At 67.4% G+C, this 18,474-nt stretch carries 16 protein-coding genes and 1 pseudogene; 8 read left to right on the forward strand and 9 right to left on the reverse strand.

Annotated elements, in window-relative coordinates; genetic code table 11:
• Nucleotides 1-54 precede the first annotated feature (54 nt).
• Complete coding sequence (locus AC0665_RS00505; RefSeq protein ID WP_478704160.1) at nt 55-4,701, reverse strand: FtsK/SpoIIIE domain-containing protein; 4,647 nt, start codon at nt 4,699-4,701, stop codon at nt 55-57.
• Between the two features lie 375 nt (nt 4,702-5,076).
• On the opposite strand from AC0665_RS00505, the gene AC0665_RS00510 reads away from it, so the two are divergent.
• Nucleotides 5,077-5,379: a WXG100 family type VII secretion target gene (locus tag AC0665_RS00510; protein WP_033309092.1), complete on the forward strand. Its 303-nt coding sequence runs from the start codon at nt 5,077-5,079 to the stop codon at nt 5,377-5,379.
• Nucleotides 5,380-5,496: 117 nt separating this feature from the next.
• On the forward strand, nt 5,497-6,120 hold the full coding sequence (locus AC0665_RS00515; RefSeq protein ID WP_478704161.1) for a hypothetical protein: 624 nt from the start codon (nt 5,497-5,499) through the stop codon (nt 6,118-6,120).
• Between the two features lie 29 nt (nt 6,121-6,149).
• Here AC0665_RS00515 and AC0665_RS00520 read toward each other — a convergent pair whose 3' ends face one another.
• Complete coding sequence (locus AC0665_RS00520) at nt 6,150-6,533, reverse strand: hypothetical protein (RefSeq protein WP_478704162.1); 384 nt, start codon at nt 6,531-6,533, stop codon at nt 6,150-6,152.
• A gap of 495 nt (nt 6,534-7,028) precedes the next feature.
• Between AC0665_RS00520 and AC0665_RS00525 the strand changes: the two are divergent.
• A pseudogene (locus AC0665_RS00525) lies at nt 7,029-7,169 on the forward strand (IS701 family transposase); the annotation flags it as partial.
• Between the two features lie 24 nt (nt 7,170-7,193).
• On the opposite strand, the gene AC0665_RS00530 reads toward AC0665_RS00525, so the two are convergent.
• From AC0665_RS00530 to AC0665_RS00550, 5 genes are all read right to left on the reverse strand, one after another.
• A complete protein-coding gene (locus AC0665_RS00530; protein ID WP_478704163.1) occupies nt 7,194-7,847 on the reverse strand; it encodes a hypothetical protein in 654 nt (217 codons plus the stop codon).
• The gene (locus AC0665_RS00535) at nt 7,844-8,527 is read right to left on the reverse strand and encodes a hypothetical protein (RefSeq protein ID WP_478704164.1); all 684 of its coding nucleotides are present in this window, start codon (nt 8,525-8,527) and stop codon (nt 7,844-7,846) included. The genes AC0665_RS00530 and AC0665_RS00535 overlap by 4 nt, the downstream gene beginning before the upstream one ends.
• Complete coding sequence (locus AC0665_RS00540; protein WP_478704165.1) at nt 8,524-8,913, reverse strand: hypothetical protein; 390 nt, start codon at nt 8,911-8,913, stop codon at nt 8,524-8,526. Before AC0665_RS00540 ends, AC0665_RS00535 begins: the two co-directional genes overlap by 4 nt.
• Before the next feature lie 71 nt (nt 8,914-8,984).
• Nucleotides 8,985-10,289, reverse strand: a complete 1,305-nt coding sequence (locus AC0665_RS00545; RefSeq protein WP_478704166.1) for a putative T7SS-secreted protein — start codon at nt 10,287-10,289, stop codon at nt 8,985-8,987.
• A 3-nt stretch (nt 10,290-10,292) separates the two neighbouring features.
• A complete protein-coding gene (locus AC0665_RS00550; protein WP_478704167.1) occupies nt 10,293-10,607 on the reverse strand; it encodes a hypothetical protein in 315 nt (104 codons plus the stop codon).
• Nucleotides 10,608-11,317: 710 nt separating this feature from the next.
• On the opposite strand from AC0665_RS00550, the gene AC0665_RS00555 reads away from it, so the two are divergent.
• The gene (locus AC0665_RS00555; protein ID WP_478704168.1) at nt 11,318-11,977 is read left to right on the forward strand and encodes a hypothetical protein; all 660 of its coding nucleotides are present in this window, start codon (nt 11,318-11,320) and stop codon (nt 11,975-11,977) included.
• Between the two features lie 308 nt (nt 11,978-12,285).
• On the forward strand, nt 12,286-13,041 hold the full coding sequence (locus AC0665_RS00560) for a hypothetical protein (protein WP_478704169.1): 756 nt from the start codon (nt 12,286-12,288) through the stop codon (nt 13,039-13,041).
• Nucleotides 13,042-13,142: 101 nt separating this feature from the next.
• Here AC0665_RS00560 and AC0665_RS00565 read toward each other — a convergent pair whose 3' ends face one another.
• Entirely contained in the window at nt 13,143-13,793 is a 651-nt protein-coding gene (locus tag AC0665_RS00565) for a hypothetical protein (protein ID WP_478704170.1), read from the reverse strand.
• Nucleotides 13,794-14,006: 213 nt separating this feature from the next.
• Nucleotides 14,007-14,954 (reverse strand): hypothetical protein, encoded by a 948-nt coding sequence (locus AC0665_RS00570; protein WP_478704171.1) that lies wholly within the window; start codon nt 14,952-14,954, stop codon nt 14,007-14,009.
• A gap of 570 nt (nt 14,955-15,524) precedes the next feature.
• On the opposite strand from AC0665_RS00570, the gene AC0665_RS00575 reads away from it, so the two are divergent.
• From AC0665_RS00575 to AC0665_RS00585, 3 genes are read left to right on the forward strand one after another with little or no spacing between them, the layout of a single operon-like run.
• The gene (locus AC0665_RS00575; protein ID WP_478704172.1) at nt 15,525-16,262 is read left to right on the forward strand and encodes a hypothetical protein; all 738 of its coding nucleotides are present in this window, start codon (nt 15,525-15,527) and stop codon (nt 16,260-16,262) included.
• A 17-nt stretch (nt 16,263-16,279) separates the two neighbouring features.
• On the forward strand, nt 16,280-17,170 hold the full coding sequence (locus AC0665_RS00580; RefSeq protein WP_468635340.1) for a hypothetical protein: 891 nt from the start codon (nt 16,280-16,282) through the stop codon (nt 17,168-17,170).
• On the forward strand, nt 17,167-18,474 hold the full coding sequence (locus tag AC0665_RS00585; protein ID WP_468635342.1) for a CpaF family protein: 1,308 nt from the start codon (nt 17,167-17,169) through the stop codon (nt 18,472-18,474). Before AC0665_RS00580 ends, AC0665_RS00585 begins: the two co-directional genes overlap by 4 nt.

Raw genomic sequence — 18,474 nt, forward strand, 5'->3', positions numbered from 1 at the left:
GGCGGGCCCGGCCGCCTTCCTCCGCTGCGGATCCGCCGAGCCCCCGCCCGACGCTCACCCCGGGATGACGACCGTGCGCAGCTCACCGTCGCCGAGGTGCAGCATGCCCTTGCCGGGGACGACCTGCCCGCCGACCATGCTGCGGTTGAGGCGGACGCCGACGAGGTCGCCGCTGGAGGACTCCTGCGGGGAGAGCAGAATGCCGCGGCGGGCCTTCTTCGCGTCGACCTGCCAGCCCGAGAAGCCGCTGCAGACGTCCTCCTCGTCACCGGCGATGACCAGCGCGAGCCCGCGTTCGGCGCCGCGCGAGACCAGCTTCTTCAGCTGGCTCTCGGCGTCGCAGTCCTCCAGGATCTCGCCGTCGTCGACCAGGACGGCGATCGGCTCCTCCGGGGCCGCCTGGTCGACGAGCTCCTCGAACTCGTCCTCGTCGATGTCGTCACCGGTGAAGACCTTCAGCACGCCTTCCTCGCCGTCGAGTTGGCGCAGCGGCGACTGGCGCGGAGCCGCGATGACCAGGCGGGTGCCCTGGGACAGGAAGGAGTGGGCGAAGTTCAGCAGGACCGTCGAGCGGCCCGACTTGGCCGGGCCCGCGACGACGAACGCCGGTACGCCCTCCGCCAGATCGGGGCCAAAGCCGATGATCTCGTCACCGCCGATGCCGACCAGACCCCACAGCCGCGACCGGGACGCCTCCGGGTCGCGCATCTCCCACGCCTCCGGGAAGGAGATGCGGCTGGGCAGGCTGTCGACACGGAACGGCCGGCGTGCCCGGGGGACGGCGGCGTCACGGACCGTGGCAGCCTCGCCGATCGCCGCCAGCGCCGCCGCCTGGCCCTGACCGGTCGTGTCCTCGGCCAGCAGCGCGAACTGCGTCTCCGTACCGAACTCGTTGCGGAACGCACGCCCCGGCGGGATCTCCTCCGGGACCTTGCGCGCCGGGATGCCGAGCGCCGAGAAGTCGCTGCGGTCGGCCAGCCGCAGACCGTACTTGTCCTCGGTGAGGGTCGCGATCCGGCCCACCAGGAGGGTCCGGTCACCCGTCAGGACCAGGTGGATGCCGACGCTCGCCCCCTCACGCATCATCGTCTGCAGCTCGTCGGTCAGCGACCCGTGGTCCACCTCGCCGAGCGTGGGCACCCAGCCCTCCCAGCGGTCAAGCAGCACCACGATGTGCGGCAGCCGCTCGTCCTGCGAGACCGACGCCCGCTGCTCGCCGATGTCCGCGAAGCCCTTCTCCGCCAGCACGTCCTGACGCCGGCCCATCTCGCCCTTGAGCCGGTTCACCAGCCGCACGACCCGCTCCGTCTGGTTACGGCTCACGACCGCACCGCAGTGCGGCAGCCGGGTCAGGGCGTTGAGCGCGCCGTTGCCGCAGTCGATGCCGTAGAGGTGCACGTCGGCGACCGAGTGCGTACGGGCCAGGGAACCCGCCAGCGTGCGCAGCACCTGGGAGCGGCCGCTGCGCGGCGCACCGCCGATCATCAGATGGCCGAAGGAGGAGAAGTCCACGACGACCGGACGGCGGGCCTGGCTCGCGGGCAGGTCCTCGATGCCGTACGGGGCGGGCGGCAGCTTGCCGGGGCCACCGGCGAAGGCGGGCAGCTCGATCTCGTCCAGCAGCAGCGTCTCGTCGAGTGCCGGCAGCCACGGGCTGTGCTGCGGCGGGATCCCGAGCGAGCGGTTGGCGTCGCGGATGGTGTCCACGAGGACCTTCAGATCGGTGATCTCCTCGTCCTCCCGCGACTCGGCCTTCGGCTTGACCAGCGCCGCCCGGCCCAGGTCCTCCCAGGCCAGGGGGCCCACCCAGGGCATGAGCAGCGCAGGGTCGGCCGCACCAGGCCTGCGGCCGCCGACCCGGCCGGACTGGAACGGCACCAGCGAGGCGTGCCCGAGTCGGGCGTACGCGCGACCGGGGGTGTTCTTGGAGATGTGCCCCGCCTCGGGCGAGTCGATGACGTCCGACGACTCGCCGCCGTCCGTCACCCGCAGCGCGATCCGCAGGTTGGTGTTGGCCCGGATCTCGGGCGAGACGACACCCGACGGCCGCTGCGTCGCCAGCAGCAGGTGGATACCGAGGGAACGACCACGCTGGGCGATGTTCACCAGGCCCGTGACGAAGTCTGGCAGGTCACGCACCATCGAGGCGAACTCGTCGATCACGATGAGGAGTCGGGGCACCGGCCGGTGCGAGGGGTCCCGGCGCACCAGGTCCTGGTAGTCCTCGATGTCCTTGGCGTCCGCGGCGGCCAGGATGTGCTCGCGCCGGTGCAGCTCCGCACCGAGCGACTCCAGGGCCCGCTCCACCAGATGGGCGTCGAGGTCGGTCACCATGCCGACGGTGTGCGGCAGATGCACACAGTCCTTGAACGCCGCGCCACCCTTGTAGTCGACGAGCACGAACGTCATGTTCTCCGGCGTGTTCGCCACCGCCAGCGCCGCCACGATGGTCTGCAGCAGCTCCGACTTACCCGAACCGGTCGTACCGGCGATCAGACCGTGCGGCCCGTCCTTGCGGATGTCGATGCCGAACGGCCCGTCGTACGACTCACCGATGACGGCCAGCGTCGACTGCCCGCCCATCCGCCAGCGGGCCACGATCGCGTCACTGGTCGGCGGCTCCAGCTGGAGCACGTCCAGCAGCCGGCTCGAACCCGGCAGCGCCGAGTCCTCGGTCTCACCGCTGATGTCCCGCAGCGGCGACAGCGACCGGGCCAGCCGCAGACACCAGGCGGCGGAGACGAAGTCGGGCCGCACGTCCTTCAGGCGCTCGGCACCGGCCTCCTCCACCCGCAGCCGCAACTTCTCGGTGCGCTCCGCCTGTTCGGGCTGCTGCGCGGTGGTGTGCCAGGCCTGGAACGAGGGAAACCCGCTGGCGACCTGGTGGGACGGCTGCACCTGCTGGGCGGCCGTCTGCAACTCCTCGGCCTTCGGCTCGGCCACGACGTACGCCTGGCACTCGCCGGGCAGGAACCGCTCCTCGGCGTCCAGGCAGATCGCGAACATGGACACGGACGGTCCTTCGCGCAGCAGCCGCACCACGCCCGGCAGCGACCGAAGCCGCCGTGAGCCGTCCCACACGACGACGATGTCGGGGTCGCTGAAGCTCGAATTGCCCTGCGACTTGTTCTCCTCGGCGGCCTTCTTGCGCGCGTCGAGGATCTGCGTCAGCTCACCGATGCGGGCACCGACGGTCTCGGCGTCCGTCCCGATCAGCGCGTTCACGTCCTGCCCGCCGGACGGCCGGGCGTGCGGCAGCCAGCGCACCCAGTCCCAGGACTCCCGCGCGGCGTTGTCGCTCAGCACGTAGAACTGCACGTCCATCGGGCTGTGCAGGGCAGCGGTCTGCGCGACCGCCCAGCGTCCGAGGGCACGCGCGGAATCCCCGGGCCCGGCCATGCCGACGACACCGAGGGTGCGCAGATGCAGCGCGACCGGGGCGTCCTCGATCTTCCAGGTCACTTGGCGTCGGTGGTCGTCCTGCTCCGGGTCGTCGAGCACCACCTCGGAGGGCAACTGCCCGGTCCCGAAACGGATCAGAAGGTGATCGCGGTCGGTGCGCCGCCGCTCCCACAGGCGGGTGCGCGGGCCTGTCCCGAGGGCGAGCACGGTCGCCGGGTCGGGGATCGCCTGCCGCCTGTCGTTCCGTTCGGCGATCAGAGCGTCCTGAGCGTCCTTCTCGATCCGCTCCTTCTGCTCCTCGTACTCCTTGACCTGCTTGGCGTGCGACTTACGCCCGTGCTTCTTGTCGTTGTAGTAGTTGGCGAAGAGCAGGATCGGGCTGAGGCCCGCCATGATCAGGTAGTACCAGCGCTGGAAGATCATCACCGATACGACCGCACCGACGAGCGGCGTCAGCGCCATCAGCCAGGGCAGCGGCCTGGCCTCGTACTCACGGGGCGGTGACGGCAGCCGGAAGCTGGTCTGGCGCTCCGGGGGCCGCAGCCGAGGGGGCCGGTTGTAGTCGAGGCCGATCCCGTCGTCGGACCACTTGAGGGCGGCGTTCGGGGGTGTGTAACGGGTGAGTTCGAGGAGGGTGTTGCCGAGCCCGATCTGAGCGCCGAGGGGCCACTCGACGGGCCCGTCCTTCTTCTCTTCCTTCTTGTCCTGCTGGGTCCCTTTCTTCTTCCTGCCGCGCTTCTTGCCGCTGGGCTCGTCCTTGTCCTCGTCCTCCGCGAGGGAGGTGCCGTCGAGGGTGACGTGCTCCTTGTCCATGTGCACGGCGACCCGGCAGGTGCCGTCGGTGGCGACGGAGAGGGTGAGGGCCCGGGCGTCGACCTCGGGGTCGTCGACACGGATGTACGACGCAGCACCGCTGCCGATGTCGTACCGCCCGACGCCGAGCCGGTGCACGAACCCGGCGGCCGGTCCACCGACCACGCGCAGCTCGACGAGCCCGGTGGGCTCACCGGGAAGACATCCGGAGGGATCCTGCAGGCTGACGACGGCGCCCTCGCGCAAGGGCGACCCGACGACGGTAGCGCCGGGATCGACCGCGTACCCGTCCACGTACACGAGGGGCGCGTTGTTGGCCGGCGCGTGCCGGTGCTGCCCGAACGGGATGACCTGCGCCCCGCTGTGCCCCACCTGCTTGGCCAGCTCCTGCGCGATGTCCCCCACAGTGGACTCAGGATCGGCATCGAGCACCACGTCGGCGGTGCCACCGCCGTACGGGTCGACGACGGTCAGAGTCAGGCGCACGACTTGTCCTCCCCGTGCCACTGGGCCGGTGCGGCCGCTGTGGTGTCTGTCGCTGGTACCGCGGTGCCGATCGTCTGCCGTGCTCTTCAGCCACGCGGGTCACAGCGGTACAGGGACGATATCCGCTCGGTACGACGGCGGGGCAATGGGGAGCGCCGTGACGTTCCCGATGGCAACGGCGTACACGCTTTCATGACGGCTCGTTCACAAGCCGGGGATGTGGCCCCGCAGGCCACACCCGTAAGCTGCTGACGCAAGAACGGACGATCACACCGGTTGCCACGTGCGACCGGCAACTCGGCTCATGGGCCGACGAGTCCGCAAACAGGGAGCCACGGGGGTTGGCCCTGCGGCGTTGTGAAAGGGAGCGGCTTCATGGCCAAGGACCTTGATGTCACTTATCAGGACATGCGGGATGCAGCCAAGCATGTCGTGAAGGAGAAGGAAAAGCTCCAGGAGAAGCTCGAAGGCCTGAAGAAGTACATCAACAACCTCGTGCAGGGCGGTTACGTCACGAAGAGCTCGTCGAAGGCGTTCGACGAGAACTTCGACGAGTTCGTGCGCGGCATGAAGGACACGCTGGACGGTCTCGACGGCATGGGTGACTACCTGACCATGGCTGCGGACAAGTTCGAGCAGATCGACGAGGAGCTGGCGAAGCAGGCTCGGAGCAAGTGACGGCCTGCTGAGAGCTCGGGCGGTGCGGCGGGGTGCGGAGCTCCTGGCCGCGCCGCACCCCCCCTCTGCTACGGGTCTGCGGGCTTGCGGGTCTAGTGAGGCGGAGGAGGACGACGAATGTCTGAGCCCCTCACCGAAGAGACCGGAAAGCCGGCTGACGGAAAAGCCGGAACCGATGACCGGTCCCGAGTCCGCGACGGCTTCGGGATCACCGGGATGGTCGTCCTCCTGGTCGCAGCCCTGGCGGTCATCCTGCTGGTGCTGGGCCTGTCCAAACGCTTCGCGCGCGAGACGATCCCTCAACTGGGGGATGCACTGGGCGGCTTCTGGGTGGCCGGCGCCGCCCTCGGACTGATCACGGCCCAGGGCGCGACGACAGGCCTCCGCGCCGCGCCTTCGCCCACCGCCACGACCCGTCTGACGCGCGTCGGGCACACGGTCCTCATTTCCGTCTGCTGCGCGGCGGCAATCGGCCCGTTCCTGTACCTGCTCAGCGGACTGCGCAGTAGGAACTGCCGGTCGTCTGCCTGTGCGTACGTTCCCGGGACGGGCACCGCGTTCCTGACGTACGCCGTCAGCGCCGGTCTGGTCGGCTGGCTCCTGTATTGCCAGGACAGGGCACGGGGTGAGCGGCGACGGGCTCGGGAGCGGGAGAGGTTGCGGAGGCTTCGGAAGAGGGGGAGGGGAAGAGCCGGGCGGCACGGCAGCGGTAGCGATCAAAGCTGCGCCACTGCAACCTGACCTTGCAACAGCAGCGGCAACAGGCGACGTCACCACAGGTGAAGGAAGCTCCGGGCATCGTCCCAGCCGTCGAGGGCGCGACCGTCCACATCCGACGGGTCCGCCTCGGCCCGCGTCGCCAGCGACTCCACCAGGGCACGGGCCTCATCGCTGAGATGCCCAAAGCGTCGAGCGGTATGTCCCAAGCACAGCCCAGCCAGCCCGAGCAACGGACTCCCCGGCACTGCCCGTGTCCCGACCTGCACGCACCAGTGCTCGACGAACCCCGCGTCATCGTCGTTCAACGCGGTGCCTACCAGAACTCCCGCCGCCTCGCCCTCTGCCGAACGGTCACGCAGAGCGCGCTCCAACGTCTCGACCACCACCTCGTGGGGCAGTGCGGGAGGGTTCTCGAAGCTCAGATGGGAATGCACCCCGCGAGACTACGCGGACCGCGCCCAACGGCTACCTGCTGCGGCTCCATCCGGCAAGACGGGGCGAATGTTGTTGATGTGACACTCGCTCAGCCTGCTCGCGGCGGCGTGGCGGAGTCGATCACCACTGCCAAATCCAGCCTGGGACCAGTGTCACGACGCCCGCGAGGTCATCGATAGCGCCACCAGTGGCGCAGGGCTGCCCCTCCCACCCCAGCCAGCAGGCAACCCAGCACGGTGAATCGTCCAACTGGGGAGGAGAACAGAAGCCACACGCCACCGAACGAGAAGACGATTCCGCCACTACACATCAAGACATTGATGGCGCCATGGGGCACATTTCCGGGCGGAATCCAAGGCATGTTCATCTCCAGGCGGCTAGTACTCCAGCCGCAGATCGTGTTCTTGCATCATCGGTGTGTGAAGCCAGAAGAACAGCTGGTGGCCGCAGGGCACAACATAAGTCCTGACCGCTGGCAGGACACGTTCGAAACCCTGGTGGGCCTGATCGCCTCCCGGGCTCCAGCGAGTTGAACCACCGCCCGGGAGTTCGTGCTCAGGCTGCTGGCCGGGCTGCCGCGGAAGAACTGCTGGACGCCGGCCGAGCACGCCGACCACACGAGCCCGGACCGGCTTTAGCATCTGCATCAACGACCAGGATCATGAGGACTTCCAGGTGTCCACTTCCTCATCCGCGCTGATCCGGATGGTACGGGCGAATTCGTCGATATCGTCGAGAGCCCGGAGGAGCCGGCCGGCGTCAGGATCGGCCACGATGACCAGAACGTCCGCAGCCTCCGTTCCCTTCTCATAGCGCCAGGCGTAACGCAGGCCAACGTGCACCTCGTTGCTGTCCTCGTCCTGGTAGTAGCGCAGCACCCGCAAGCCGGCACCAAGATGCGGGGAGTCGAAGTCCTCGACGATAGGGGGCTCGACCGTGTAACTCGCGTCGGCGTGGGTCAGCTCACGCAGTGCCGTTTCCCGGTCTTCATCCTCCTCGATTTCCACCAGGTCGACGTAGGCAGGGAGCGGAATTTCCCGCGGGTGCGGGAGATGGAGGAAGACCTCGAAGTCCGGGAAGGCTGTGGGAGCCCTGATCGCATACATCAACAAGATTCTGGCCAGCAGGTCGACTTCTCCCGCTTCTGGCTTGTCTGACGCGCAATCCTCCCAGAGGCCCTCGGCGAAGTAGCGGGCCCACGCTTCGGGCGTTTGTGCCTCCTCGACGTCCTCAAGGCCTGGTTCCGGCCACATGAGCGGGATGCGAATCCAAGGAGACAACTCCATGGCGTGCTTGACGTTGAGCCAGCTCACTCATAACTCCATCTGAACGTGCCGACCACCGCGTCGAACAACTCGACCAGCACGTCGGTGAACTCACTGTCGATATCGCCGTCACCCGGTGTGGAGAAATTGATGCTTATCCAGCGACCTGGATCGTCTACTACGGGGACCACATACTCGACCCGCCGCGTCGGCAGAGTGGCCTCCGGTACGGCTTCGGCGGAGGAATTCAGCTTGTCCTCGTCAAGAACGGAGCGGTAGGAACGGCGGAGTGAGGGGGCCCCCGCCACCTCGACCTTCGTCGCCGTTCCGTCGGGGACGTCCTCGTCGGCCAGTTTATCGATCACCGCCTGCGGAGGAACCGCATGGTCTTGGCCGATCGGCATCTCGGCAACGATGAAAGAGGCCATGAGGAAGATTCCTCCCCGCGGGAGCACTGGGAGGTAGAGGTCAAGGCCACCATTCCTTCTGGCCGCACGGGCCTGCTTCTCCAACTGACGACGCATGTTCAGTCGGAAGCGCATGGCGTCGTCCCGGGGAATGCCCTCCGGGACTTGCGCCATGTGTGAGAAGAGGACCTTCTCGAGCGCTTCCTTCATGCCCTCACGGAGGGGGATGCGGACCCATCCGGGGGGCAGGACGAGCTCATAGCCGCGGGGAGCGGCCGCCTTGGCGGGAGGTGCCTGTTGCTCTGGATCGAACTTGCTCACGCGCGGGCCTGCTTCTTTAGCTGCCGGTCGGCCACCAGGATCGTCAGGGAGGAGAGCACCGAAATGACGGCCAGCCAGCTGTAGCCGATGGCCCCGATAATGTTCCAGATCAGATACATTGCGGCAACGATCTTGATCGTTTGGGAAAAGTTGGAGCCCATCCGTGGGTTACGGATAAGTTCTCGGTTGCTGAGGAACAGGATCAGCATCAGTACAGGCGCGATCATCAACGGCCAAGCCGTGTAGCCGTAGGTAAGCCAGTCGAGACCTCCGTACTTGCTACCGAGGTCCTGAAAGGCGAAACAGAGAATCGGTGCCAATGTGCATGCAGTGAGCCATTTCATGGCCCGCGATTCCTGTGGGCTTTTAGCCGGGATTGTCGCCACTGTCTGCTCCCTCGAGTTTTTCCTTATTTGCGCCGTGCCTGGCTGGTCGGTCTATTTCTACCTCGGGGTGGTCACCAGCGGCTCCCGACTTCACGCGTCAGGACGTCCTTGGCGTCACCGTACTGGTTTGCGTAAGGGCCCTTTTCTCCTAGCTTGTCGCCCACATCGACCGTGGTAGCAGCCCCGTAGTTCAGCTTGAACTTCAGCGCTGCCTTCTCCATTGCGTCGGCGGCCTTCACCACATCGGAATTCCCGCCGAATTCGGCGCGCATGCTCTTGGCGAACTTGCTCGCGCTGGCGACCTCCTCCTCGCCGCTCAGCAGGCGATCCAGTCGGGTCGTCCCGGGCCGTGTTTCCTTCGCCCCGACGCGGCGTAGCGCATCCTTCGCGCGCACTGCTTTCGCACCGCGGGCCGAATCGGTGCCGTATCGCATGATGTTTTTGTCGAGCAGCTTGCGCAGATTCGCGTACCGCTGGAAACGTCCCGCCCTACTGGCAGACTTGAGTGTTGTCGTTGCGGCCTTCACGCCCTTCAGTGCGACGCTGCCGAATCCCAGCGTCGCCAACGCGAAGACGTCCATGGCGACGTCCGCCCAGTTCCCGTCACCGGAGAGGGCGAGCAGCGTATGCCCGACGCCGACGAGCGCCGTGAGGCTGAGGGTGGTCACCGTGATGAGGGTCGCCAGCCAGCCGACCGGTGTGAAGAGCAGGGCGATAACGCCAATAATGGTCGCTGCCCAGCTCAGGATCTCAACGACGGTCTTGATCGTATCCGCATGCTCGTGGACCCAGTCCTTGAAGTCCTCCCATTTGCTGTCCTTGATGATATCCGAGATGTCGCCGTCGATGTTCTTGGCGTAATGTTGGGCGCGGGAGTCCCGATCTGAGATAACCTGGTTGAGCTGCTTGTGGTAAGGCGCCAGGTGGCTGTTCGGGTCGGACTCGTCTGACGACTTATTGCCGCCATCCTTTCCGTCTTTCTTCGCCTCGGCTTCCTTCTTTTTCGCCTCTGCGGCGTGTTCCTCGTCCGCTTGTTTTGCGGCTCGAAGGGCGCTGTCGGCGCGTTCTTGGAATCCCTCCAGGTCGTTTGCCCAGTTGCCGAGGTCGCCAACCACGCGTTCGTACCGGCCGGCCGTCTCCCGGAATCGCTTTTCGAGGTCGCCCGACTTTTCACGGATTTTGTCAGCGTACTTGCCCTGTAGCGCGTCGCCATCGGCGGCCTTACGAAGAATCCGAGCCTGGTCGCGGAGAGTCGAGGCGAGATCCTTCATTCGGCGAACCTCGTCACGGATTTCTTCCGGATCGCCGGGAATCGGGTCCTTCTCCGCCAGCGGATGCCAATCGACCGGTCGGCGCCTACCTTCAGCAGTGCCCATCGGTCATTTCCCCCCGTTCTTGCTGCGCTTCTTTTCGTTCGCTTTCTTGAGATCGAGGTCCAGCTTCTCGAAGCTCGTTAGCGCGGTTTCTACTTGCTTACCCAAGTCCTCGACATTCTCGAGGAGTTCGCGCCGGTAGTTGTCCCAGTTGCTGACGAACTGGTCCATCTTGCCGGCGATGCTGTCATGACCCCAGATGTCATGGATGTCGGCCCGGTGTTTATCGATGCCTTTGAGGGCTTTCTTGATGTCTCTCAAATTTGCCTTCGACGACTCCAAAAGTTTGTAGTCGACTACCAGGCGCTCGTGCTCCCCCATGGGCCTCTCCGTTTGCACTTACTGATCGACCGCTCCCGGTGAGCGCATTCACCGGGAGGGTTACCGAAAAAGCGCCTCACCACTTCCAAGAGGCAGCACGTCCCTGAGCCTCCCTCGTGAAAGTGTGACAGCTTTTCATATGGTTATGCGGCAAGTGGGATGGTAGCTGACGCGTATCTGTAGCCGCCTGGGCCATGTCCGCCACCGAGCTGGAATCCCGTCTCCGTAGGCGTATGACGGCCTGCGGAGCGGCGGACCGCTCCTGCGCTACGTCAGCTTCGGCGGTGGTGAGTGCCTGGGCGGTGATGCCGGGGGCGCGGTCGAACGGTTCGCCTTGTGAGTCGCCACGGAGGCCCCGCGGTGGACGCGGCGGCGTGCAGAGCGGAAGGCGGCGATTCAAGTGACTCCCCCGAGAAACGAGAACGGTGTGCCATCTGCACTGACGGTATCTGCTTGGTTCCGCGGTTCGCCAGTGCGAACTTCTCGATGGTGTGCGCTGATTCTCGTGCTTTGAGGATGTACATGCAGCGGCGCGTCATCTTCAGGGCGTGAAGCAGGATGGGTTCATGGACGCAGGCGATCGACGTCGTGAAGAAGTCTTCACAAAGGTCACATGATCGCGTCAGCCCTGGTTGGCGTTTGGGGCGGCGGATGACTCGCGTGAGATCATCCTTTGCCACGCCGACCATCTACCTCTGAGGACGAGCGCCATGCTGACCACGCGCCGGAGGGTGGCTGCGGCCTGCCTCCTTGCTGCTGTCACCCTTTCCACGGCCGGGTGCGGTGGAGATTCGGATGACGGGGCGAGCAGCGACAAGATCGCGGGAGTCGGTGGGGGAGAGTCGGCGGCGACGCCGTCAGCTACCGCCTCCGGCGATAAGGACGCGCCGACGTTCGACTTCCCGTCGGACGTCAAGGCGGCGGTCGAGAACGAGCCGACCGGGGATGCGACGAAGGACGCGATTTTGCGTGACGTGGCGTACTCGGCTCAGTCCCGCCTGGAGGCCTTCGGTAAGGGGAGCGGCCAGACGGCGAACATGAATCGCTACTTTGCGGCCTCAGCCCTCACTTACTGGACTGATCGGATCGCGACGGTCAAGAAGGACGGCCTCACCGTCAGCGGCGACTACCGATACTTCGGCTTCGAGGTCACGGACGTGGCGAACGGCCGGACTGCGGCGGTGCGTTACTGCGAAGACCAGAGCAAGGGGTACAGCAAGGAGATCAGCACGAAAAAGGTGCTGCGTACCCAGCCGAGTGACAAGGACTTCATCCTGTTCACGCTTCAGGCCGCGAAGGACTCGCGGGGGGACTGGCAGGTGCAGAAGCAGAGCTGGAAGAAGGGGGACGCATCGTGCGTCCAGAGGTAGGGTCGGGGACGGTCCGTCGGGCCTGTCGCCCGGCTCTTCGTGCAGCCGCAGCTGCTGGGCTGCTCCTGGCGCTGAGCGTCAGTTGTCCCGCGCATGCCGGCGACATTCAGGTCGGCGGGGACGGCGGCACCACGGAGACCGACCAGTCGGGCGCTGGGTCCGGTAGTAACGCCGGAGCCGAATCCGGCAGCGGTTCCATCGGTGCCCATATCCGTATCAGCCAGAGCACTCCCGTTTCCAGTGGCTCCGCCGCATCCGCCACCTCCTCGGACGCTAACTGGAAGCCACCCGTGTGCTGGTACGAGCCCATGTACACGCCGACGGAGTACGAGAAGTTCATCAAGACCGCGTACGCGGGGGCGGGGAAGCCTGCCGCCGATTACGCCAAGGAGCGGGAAGCGCAGAAGTACCACAAGGGCGATGACGGACTGTGGTGGCAGGTTCAGTTCCGTGATGACACCTACACCGAGGCCTGCCCCGTCACCACGGACAACTGGGAGATCTGGGTTCCGCCAGCCGATCCGCAGCCGGACCCGAACAAGGTGACGCCCGAGATCCTCTCTGAACTGGCTTTCAACTCGACCAAGTTGCCCACCCCTCCGGTGGAGTTGCAGCCGCGTGCGGACCGGCTGCTTGTGAACCTCGGTGCACGAGTCGCGTTCAAGGGCGATCTCGACCGCGTGTGGACGACCGCCAGCCTCGACTACAAGGGCGTCCAACTCGCGGCGACCACCGTTGCCACCCCTGTGGCGCTCAAGGTCGAGGCCGGTACAGCCGATGCAGATCCGCAGACCTGCACGTACGACCTGGTCAAGGGCAAGGACGGCTACACAGCCGACAGCGAGGGCGCCGGCTGCAACGTCACCTATCGGCGTTCCTCCGGCAGCGGCACCTACCCCTTTAAGGCGTCCATCACCTGGCGAGTGACCTGGACTGACTCGGCTGATCCGGACGGCCCACCGCGGCAGCCGGGTCTGCCCGACGGTTTGTCCACCTTCGAGCAGGACGTGACGGTCAAGGAAGCGCAGGCCGTGAACCGGACAACCGGTGGAGATCGTCTCTGAGGCGGCCGTGCGGTTAGGGCCGAGCAGTCAGGGAAATCCGTGAGGACTGGGGCGATTTGGAGCGTGTGGGGCTGGCCAGAGGGCGGCACGCCGAGACCCATTCACCGGCACCTCGCCGCCTTGGTCTCGACGTACACCTTGGACGCCTGCCATAGACCATCGGCGGTGGGGAGCTTGACCATGATGAGTTTGAAGTAGTCGAAGTCCGCACTGCTGGGCTCCGTCTTAAGGATTTTCCTGGTCTTGATTTCTCTGCCGTAGAACTGGCCCGAGTCCGCGCAGAACGCCACCTCCACCGACGTGCCATTCGTGGCGGAGCGTGTGGTGCCATGGTAGTGGCGCAGGGTTCCGGTGGCGGTCCAGCCGCCCTTGATCCACTCATTGATCTGCACCTGCGCGTAGTGGAGCCCATCACCAGTGGAGTAGGCCGTCACGGCCGCGTCTTTGGTGGTGCGCTTGGCAACGCCTCGATAGATGGCGCGGAGGTAGTTCGCGGCGTCATCCATCGCCGCCGCTTCGTTCTTGTCCTTCGGCTTGTCCCAGTCGAAGACCAGGTTCACGTCGCTGGGCAGGGACACGTGCACGCCGTCAGGCTTGTCCCCTGCCGATGCTCCCGAGGCTGACGTCGACTGCTTCGGTGTCTGTGTCCCCTGGCCGATGCCGGGCTCTTCGTCCCCGCTACCACAGGCCGTCAACAGGAGGGCTGCCGTTACCGCGAGTGCGGCAGCAACGGGCAATGGGCGGCGCTTCACAGTGACTCCCCGGGGGACAGAGGTTCGGTATGCGCAATGACGGTACCGGTGGGATTTCCGTGACTCCGACCCGCTGCGGGCGAAGTCCATCAGCCTGAGACTCGTCGCTCCGCCCGTACCTGGCGGTGGTAGGCGTCGCATTCGGTGAGGACCAGCCGCGCGCTGATCAACTGGTACTCAACCGTTGGGAGTCCAAGCCGTCCAGCGGTGACATCAGCGAGCCGTACCCGCTCGCCGCCACGCGCTCCGACCGGACGGGACCTCGAAGTAGGGCACCGTGCGGCCGTCCTCGTCCTTGTCGGTGAGCACCTGCGGGGCGCGGTGCTCGCGCAGCGCGTCCGCGCATGTCTGGCACACCGCCACGTCCAGTCGGTCGCGGCGGCCGAGCGGGCGCCAGTCGGTGCGGAGGTCGACGCGGCCGTGCAGGGGGTTGAAGAAGCAGAGGGGGAGGCCGGCAGAGCCGGTCAGCGCGTCGCGGCCCTCCTGCGCCAGGGCCAGGGCGCCCGCCAGGTCCGGCAGGCCTCTGGCCTCGTCGAGGACCTTGCCGGCCGCGGCGTATGCGTCGAGGGCCTGTTGGAGGCCCGGAGTCGGTGCCGCGTCGGCGGCCTGGGTCGTCTCGCCCAGCGCCAGGAGCTCCGACTCCGCACGGCGCCGCACCTGCGCCTCGTCGGCCGCGCGGGCCGTGGCGAAGACCAGCTGCGGGACGGTCGGGGAGGGCCGCCGGGAACGGAGCAGGGCGGCGCGGGTCGCGAGCGCGGCCAGGGACAGGGCGGGCACGGCGATGAGCGTCCAGAGCCACCACCCCGCGGTGCCGCTGCCGTTCGCGGATGGCGACTCGGATGCGGGTGACCCGGACGACTGCGACGCGGATGCCTCCGGGCCGTCCAGCTCCTTCACCGCCTCCAGGTCGAGCCGGTCGAAGGTCTCGCCGATCTTGTTGATCATCTTGACGGCGTTCTGGGTGTGCTTCCCGAGCCGCTTGATGCCGTAGGCCCAGTCGTCGGCGAAGTCGTGCACGTCCTCGACCAGCCGGGGCGCCCCCACGACCGATCCGTCCGTGCCGCGCAACGTCCGCCGGGCGCCGTCCATGCGGTCGGAGACCGTCGAGAAGGTGCGTTTCAGGTCCTCGAAGACGGTGTCCTCGAGCCGCAGATCACTCACGTTGCGTTCCCGGCGGTTCCGGTGGGGCGGGGTGCTCGTGATCTTAGGCAGAGGTGTACGGCGTGTGACCGGTGCTGGCAGAAGGATGGGCGTTGCTTGAGGGGGAGATGGGGACGGGACGCGGTCGCTCCCACTGCGGCCGTCACCCTTGAGAGGCATGTTCACCATGCGGTCCCACCCGCCGCTTCGTGAGTGAATCGTGCAGGCCTGATGGCCGATAGGTGACGAACCCCACGGTCCTCCACGGCCGTTGGGCCCGATGGCGATTCGCTGGCGCACAGGCGGGGGCCTCATGTGGGGCTGGTCGCCGACGGGTTGTGCGGTGTCGGCGTTGCAGATGGATAACGGGTCGTGCCCCGCGACCCGTGGGGCCGGGCGCGCCTTGAGGGGCTTATGTGCGGCTGATACGGTGCGATGGCTTGACACTCACCCCCAGTGCTGGCTATTCGCCCAGGTCGGGCGGGTACGTCCGAGCCGTCCCGCACTTCTCGATGCGGGCCGCCGCGGGTGAAGTGTCCGAATTTGACGGCACATGACAGACATCTTCTTGGGTGTACGGGGAGCGGTTGCGTGAAGATCCAAGAGCGTACGGGGGCGGGCGCGGGTCGTGCTGCCGTTCCGGCTCAGCCGTCGGTCGGCGACCGGCTTCCCACTCCGCCTCGCGAGCGCAAACCGGCACTGGCCGCACTCGCCGTGCTGCTGATCCTCGTGGGCGCGCTGGGTGTGACGATGCTCGTGCTGCAGGTGGGCAACCGGATCGAGGTCGTCAAGGTGACGAAGGAGATCCAGGCCGGGGAGTCTCTCACCGACAGTGACGTGACCTCCGTGATGGTCGCCAAGGATGACAGCATCCACTACGTCGAGTGGTCGCAGCTCGACGCCATCAAGTCCTACAAGGCCAAGTCCACGCTCTACGCCGGGACTCTCGCCGTCGGCGAGATGTTCGCCAAGAAGGCCGATCTCCCCCCCGGCAAGGCCGCCGTCGGTCTCGCCCTCAAGGAGGGCACGTACCCCACGGACATCAAGGCCGGTGACATCGTCTCCGCCTACCGCGTCAGCTCCAGCGGCTCCGGTTCGGGCAACTCCGAGGGCAACAGCGGTTCCGGCAGCGGCTCCTCCGGCAACGCCTCCTCCGGCGGCGCGCTCGTCGACGACGCGCGGGTGAGCGCCGTCGCCGCGGACGACGACGCCACCGTGAGCACGGGCAACCTCTCGCTCACCCTTCTCGTCGACCAGGCCGACGCGGCCGCGCTCGCCTCGGCGGCGGCCGCGAACCAGGTCGCCGTCGTGCACGTCCCCGGCAACTAGAAGGCGACACCCACCCCATGGCGCTCATCGCTCTCGCCGCCGACAAGGGTTCCCCCGGCGTCACCACCGCGGCCGTCGCCCTCGCGGCGGTCTGGCCGCGGCGTGTCCTGCTCGCCGAGGCGGACCCGGCGGGCGGTGACCTCGTCTACCGCAGTGCCGCGGCGCACGGCGGACCGCTCAACCCCAACACCGGCATGCTCTCCATCGCCGCGACCGCCCGCCGCGGCCTCGTGCCCGACCAGCTCTGGGACCACGTACAGCCGCTGAGCGGGGGGCTCGAGGTCCTCGTCGGGCTCGGGATCGCCGAACAGGCCGCGGGGCTCGCCGGGTTGTGGCCGACCCTGGGGCACGCCTTCAGCTCCCTCGCCGACTCCCCGCACGCCGCCGCCGACGTCATCGCCGACTGCGGACGCATCAGCGGGGACACCCCGGTCGTCGAACTGTTCCCGCACGCCGCGCTCGTGCTGCTCATCTCGCGCACCGAGCCGGAGGCCATCGCCCGTGTCCGCGACCGCGCCGCCGCCCTCGCCGGGAAGCTGCACGGCGGAGCGCGCGGCGCCGCGAGCCTCGGCACTCCGATGATCGGTGTCGTCCTGATCGCCGACACCGGCACGGCCGGCAAGCTCGCCTCGCAGGTCAACGACATGCTGGTGCACGCCCAGACCGGCGCCCGCGTGGTCGGCACCATCGCCGACGACCCGGCCGGCGCCGACCAGCTGGCCGGCCGCAAGCGCGGCCGTCTCGACAAGTCGCTGCTGATCCGCTCGGCCCGCAAGGTCGCCGCCGACCTCTACCAGCAGTACGGCGCCGCCTGGGCCGCCTCCGCCCGGGCCGACCAGGTGCCCCAGGCCCCCCACGCCCCGCACGCCCCGGGCCGGACGCAGGGCCACGCGGGGGCCGGCGCATGACCGCTGTCGACCACGGGTTGGTCAAGCGGTTCCGCCAGGACGCCGGCGACCGCATCGCTGAGCAGCGCCGCCAGGACCAGGTCGCGGGCGTCACCCCGATGTCCACGGAGGACGAACGGCAGTACGCCCGTGCCGTCATAGCCCAGATCCTGGAGGAGTACGCCCGCGCCGAGATCAACGCGGGCCGTACGCCGCTGGACGCCGAGACCGAGGAGCAGTACGCGGCCGCCGTGCACGCCGCGCTGTTCGGCGTCGGCCGGCTCCAGCCGCTGCTGGACGACCCCGAGGTCGAGAACATCGACATCAACGGCTGCGACCAGGTGTTCATCGGATACGCCGACGGCCGTGAGACGCAGGGCGACCCGGTCGCCGAGACCGACGAGGAGCTCATCGAGCTCATCCAGGTGCTCGGCGCGTACTCGGGGCTGTCCTCGCGCCCCTTCGACTCCGCCAACCCGCAGCTCGACCTGCGCCTGCCCGACGGTTCGCGTCTGTCGGCCGTCATGGACGTCACCCGGCGCCCCGCGCTGTCCATCCGCCGGGCCCGCATGGGCAAGGTGTTCATCTCCGACCTCGTCGGCAACGGCACGCTGACGCCCGAGGTCGCCCACTTCATGGCCTGCGCGGTCCGTGCCCGCAAGAACATCATGATCGCCGGTGCGACCAACGCCGGAAAGACCACGCTCCTGCGCGCCCTCGCCAACGAGATCCCGCCGCACGAGCGTCTCATCACCGTCGAACGGGCCCTGGAGCTCGGCCTCGACACCTTCCCCGACCTGCACCCCAACGTCGTCGCCTTCGAGGAGCGCCTGCCCAACTCCGAGGGCCAGGGCTCCATCTCGATGGCGGAACTGGTGCGGCGCTCGCTGCGTATGAACCCCTCCCGGGTCATCGTCGGCGAGGTCCTCGGCGACGAGATCGTCACCATGCTCAACGCCATGTCGCAGGGCAACGACGGCTCGCTGTCCACGATCCACGCCAACAGCTCGCACGAGGTCTTCAACCGTATTTCCACCTACGCGCTGCAGGCCACGGAACGGCTGCCCATCGAGGCCAGCCAGATGCTGATCGCGGGCGCGGTCAACTTCGTCGTCTTCATCCAGCGGCGCAACAACTACGGCAACGGCGGCCGCCTCCAGCGCATGGTCACCTCCGTGCGCGAGGTCAACGGCGTCGACGGACGCGTGCTGTCCAGCGAGGTGTTCGCGGAGGCTGCCGACGGCCGGGTCGTGCCGCACGCCCCCATAGCCTGCCTGGAGGAACTGATGGCACACGGCTACCGGCCGTCCGGGACCTGGGGGTGA

Source organism: Streptomyces sp. NPDC043685 (assembly GCF_056436585.1).